This window comes from Streptomyces albireticuli, from assembly GCF_021228125.1.
Classification (GTDB): domain Bacteria; phylum Actinomycetota; class Actinomycetes; order Streptomycetales; family Streptomycetaceae; genus Streptomyces; species Streptomyces albireticuli.
In genome coordinates, this window is sequence record NZ_JAJQQS010000096.1 from 1 (window position 1) to 782 (window position 782).

Consider the following 782-nt stretch of genomic DNA (forward strand, 5'->3'; position numbering starts at 1 on the left):
GTACAGGTCGTTGAAGACCCGGCCCGCGGTCTTGTCATCCGCCGGCCTCTCGCCTTCCCAGACAGCAAGGTCATAGCTCATGTCAGGAGGCTCTCATGCCGCTCTGACAGCCAAAAGAAACGACGTCAAGGGGCGCCCAGTACGGCAGCGTGGAAGGCGGTGCGGCCTTGAGTGGTTTACATGCCCATGTGACGTTGTGGCCTCTCTGCTTCTCCGCCCGAATGAACGGGTCGCCGTCACCGGGTCTCCTTCGCGAAGAAGTCGTGTTCCGCTTGAGGATGTCGACGCCCCTCGCAGCTGGCGGTTCTCCCGCCGCAACGCGGCCAGTTCCTCACGTTCACTGCTGGTCAGCCCCTGTCGGTCGACCGCGCTGACCTCTAGCCCGCTTCACCCAGTGCCGCATCGCGGTCGCGATCAGGTCGAAGCCCTTGGCGATCTGACCGATCGAGTGGCCAGCCCATGGGCACAGCTCGACGATCTCAGCCTTGAACTCCGGCGTGAACGAGCAGCAAGGCCTGAGGCTCGTCATGATGGACACCCTCCCGGAGCTGAATCTCTGAACGCGGATATCTGTCAAAGCGGATTAAGCCCAAATCGAGCGCTAAGGGTTGTTCCGTAGCTGCTGGTGGTGTGGCACGTTGGTGTTGGTGTTGGTGTTGGTGTGGGTGGTGGTGTGGGTGGTGTGATCATGGCGTCGGGGCGGTCCTGGGTAGTGCCGTTCACGGGGCTGGGCGCGCGGCGGTTCGGTAAGGCTGGTGGCCGTGCTGCGGGGGGAGGGTGCG

General features: G+C 63.4%; 2 protein-coding genes. Both read right to left on the reverse strand.

Annotation, left to right across the window (positions count from 1 at the left end):
* Positions 1 to 337 precede the first annotated feature (337 nt).
* Complete coding sequence (locus LUZ64_RS36760; RefSeq protein WP_232390656.1) at positions 338 to 529, reverse strand: transposase; 192 nt, start codon at positions 527 to 529, stop codon at positions 338 to 340.
* A 72-nt stretch (positions 530 to 601) separates the two neighbouring features.
* On the reverse strand, positions 602 to 782 hold a 181-nt coding region (locus LUZ64_RS38065; RefSeq protein WP_372472116.1), incomplete at its 5' end, for a hypothetical protein.